This is a genomic window from Peribacillus sp., assembly GCF_059453735.1.
Window position 1 is genome coordinate 1 of sequence record NZ_JAZVJO010000016.1, and the last position, 3,138, is coordinate 3,138.

Sequence of the window (3,138 nt, forward strand, 5' to 3'; positions counted from 1 at the left end):
GTCCTTGCTCCTACCACTGAACCATGGGGACAGAGGACATGCTATATTGCAGATCCTGAAGGTAACTTGATAGAGATTGGCTCCTGGGATAAACCATATGAGGAAAAGGATCTGTAATAGAAGTTCAGTATAGAAGATCAACAGTAAAACAGACCGGCAGAAAAGCGCAAGTGCGGTTATTACACGCTGCCGGTCCTTTTCGGAGACAGATTCGTTGGCCGCATCGAAGCTGTTCCGGACAGAAAGACAGGCGTGCTTGCTGTAAGGAACATCTGGTGGGAAGACGGCATCCGCCAAACAAAGAAACTGAACACGGCACTCGAACGGACAGCAAAAGATTTTGCAAAGTTCAACGACTGCAAAGAGACAGTGTTTCTGTAAGTTATGTAAACATATCTGACGGGACAGATCTTCTGATTTTCTGACAGGATTTACCGCTGCCTGGCATGGTATAGTCGACACAAAAGGAGAACAGCATGAATTGGGCTAATGTTTTAAATGATACGCTTCACTATCTGGAGAAGAATATTATGACAGTTCAAGGTCCCAAGGAGGTTGCTTCGGAAGTCCATGTCTCTGCGGGTTACCTGCAGAACTGTTTCCAGATGATCACCGGTTACACTATCGGTGAATACATAAGGAACAGGAGACTTAGTCTTGCTGCCATGGATCTTATCGAGAAAGACGATAAGATCAGCGACGTGGCCTATCGGTACGGATATGAGACACCTGAGAGTTTCTCTAAGGCATTCAGCCGTTTTCACGATGCCACGCCGAACGAGATCAGAAAGAAGAACAAGTCTGCCAAGGTATTTCTTCCGCTCAAACTGACGTTCTCCGTGAAAGGAGCAGATAAAATGGATATTGTGATCGAGAAGATGCCGAAGTTTAAGATAATGGGAGTGGCAGATGTGTTTGATAATGACACATGCTTTGAGAAGATCCCGGGCTTTGTTTATGATTTCATAAATAACTACAGCGAAAAACTAAATAAGTATACGAGCTACGGCGTAAGTGTCGGAGACTGCGATATCGTCTTAAACGCTGACGGCGGACCGTGGGCCAAGGACCATGAAGGAATATCATTTGATGAGAGATTCCTTTTTATGGCAGGCGTCGATCTTATGGACGGAGATGTTCCCGACGGCTTGACGGCGGTCGAGATTCCTGAGACTGTCTGGGCTAAGTTCAAGTGTAAGGATAATTCGATCGAAGCTTCACAGGCGATGCGCCGTTATATTTTCGGAGAATGGATCTTCGAAGAGGACGAATACGATCTTGTTGACGAATACAACATTGAACGTTATGGCGTACCGAATGATACAGGCAGCGGCCTTCATAATGAGATCTGGCTGCCTGTAAGAAGAAAGACCTGACGGCTATGAAAAGACTGCTGTCACTGATCATTGTTTTGGCTCTGGCAACCGGAATCTTTGCCTGCAGCGCTGATACTTCGGATTTAAGAGGCAGTAAGAAACTCGCGGTCTTATTTCCCGGTATGGGCTATACAACTGACAGGCCGCTTCTTTCGGAATCCCGTAAGCTCCTCGAGAAAGAAGGCTATGAGATACTGTGTATCGAGTGGGAAAACCCTGTGAAGACAAGGTATGATCAGGCCTCTGAGATATTGGATAGTATAAATTTTAATGAATACGAAGACGTCATTTTTGTCTGCAAGAGCATAGGAACGGAAATTGCTTCGACATATGTGGCAAAGCATGATCTTGACGTGAAGCAGATCTGGTATACGCCGCTTATGGGAGCTTTTGAAGCTTGTGACAGTGATGACTGCGGGGATACGATAATCGCATTCATCGGAACTTCCGACGGGAGATCCGATGTGTCTCAGATCCGAGAAAAGGCAGCGAGAATGAATATCGAGCTTCACCTTTATGATGGCTGCGATCATTCACTGGAGTGTAAAGATGCTTCGAAAAACCGGGAGATATTGGATGATATTATGAAGATCACACGTGATTATGTTATCAAAGATATCCATGAGGCTTAGCAGGAATAATGACGGTTTAGCTGAGCAATCATGTTACAATGTCTTAATCTGATGTGGACTTCGGGTCGGATAATCAGCTTTGGGGACCGGATATTATCTGCTAAATGGAGAAGCAAGGGGACAATATGGAGAAAATACCTTTTTGGGAAGAGATATATAGAAATAGTGACATAAACACTTTTCCGGCAGAACCAAACGGAACGATTTTGGAATTTGAACATCTCCTGAAAAAAGATTCAGTCATGCTTGAGGCCGGATGCGGAGAAGGTCAGAATGTCAGATATCTGGCTAAAAATGGATACTCTTATATAGATGCTTTTGATCTGTCAGAAGCCGGGATTTCAAAGCTAAAGTGTTTTTGTGAAAGAGAAGGATTAAGAATTAATGCTTTTGTAGATGATCTTGCAAAATTTCATTTTACGAAATCCTATGATTTAGTTATGACATTCGCAACACTTTGCTTTGTAGAAAAAGATAAGTGGAGACACTTTATCGAAGATGCTAAAGAACATACGAAGCCCAATGGAATACACATTATCCATACATTTACGAATACAGTTCCTGCTTCACCTGACATTGCACCTTTCGCAGTTGGATTGGCGGATGAAGGCGAAATCATGGATTTATATTCAGACTGGGAAGTTCTGCAGTTTAAAACATATATATTTGATGATGAACATCCTAATGTTCCAAAACATCAGCATGCTGTAAATAAATTGGTTGCACGGAGAAGAGCATCCTGATGACATGATGATGTTGTTAATATAAACTGAAAGAATTCAATTTGTTCGGTTTGAACAATGAAAAATAATATCGGTATTGAGGACTTAATACTGAATATTTATAGAATAATGTAACGAGGATGCGGATGATAAATGATTAGATACGATGATTATATTTCTCCTGAAGAATACATGGAATTACGTGAATTAGTCGGATGGCGGCTTTTCCCGCTTGAGGAAGCGAAGAAATGTGTAGAGAACGCTTATATGGTTCTTTGTGTGAGAGATGATGAAAAAGCCATAGGCGTTGTAAGATTGTCTTGGGACGGCGGATATGTAGCGTTCCTGTCAGACGTAATCGTTGTTCCGGAGTATCAGGGACAGGGAATAGGGAAAAAACTGGTTGAG

4 protein-coding genes and 1 pseudogene are annotated in these 3,138 nt (G+C 42.7%); all 5 read left to right on the forward strand.

Going from position 1 to position 3,138, the window contains the following annotated elements:
• Nucleotides 1-165: 165 nt before the first annotated feature.
• Nucleotides 166-381, forward strand: a pseudogene (locus tag AC52RT_RS00540) (DNA glycosylase AlkZ-like family protein); the annotation flags it as partial.
• 95 nt (nt 382-476) lie between these two features.
• The gene (locus tag AC52RT_RS00545; RefSeq protein ID WP_495538946.1) at nt 477-1,376 is read left to right on the forward strand and encodes an AraC family transcriptional regulator; all 900 of its coding nucleotides are present in this window, start codon (nt 477-479) and stop codon (nt 1,374-1,376) included.
• Nucleotides 1,377-1,411: 35 nt separating this feature from the next.
• Nucleotides 1,412-2,008 carry a hypothetical protein gene (locus AC52RT_RS00550; protein ID WP_495538947.1) on the forward strand — a complete coding sequence of 199 codons (597 nt, stop codon included), beginning with the start codon at nt 1,412-1,414 and terminating at the stop codon, nt 2,006-2,008.
• A 125-nt stretch (nt 2,009-2,133) separates the two neighbouring features.
• Entirely contained in the window at nt 2,134-2,751 is a 618-nt protein-coding gene (locus tag AC52RT_RS00555; RefSeq protein WP_495538948.1) for a class I SAM-dependent methyltransferase, read from the forward strand.
• Nucleotides 2,752-2,883: 132 nt separating this feature from the next.
• The coding region (locus tag AC52RT_RS00560) for a GNAT family N-acetyltransferase (RefSeq protein ID WP_495538949.1) at nt 2,884-3,138 on the forward strand (255 nt) is incomplete at its 3' end.

Coding starts and splice junctions, on each gene's coding strand:
- AC52RT_RS00545 (WP_495538946.1), top strand. CDS start 477: ATGAATTGGGCTAATGTTTTAAATGATACGCTTCACTATCTGGAGAAG.
- AC52RT_RS00555 (WP_495538948.1), top strand. CDS start 2,134: ATGGAGAAAATACCTTTTTGGGAAGAGATATATAGAAATAGTGACATA.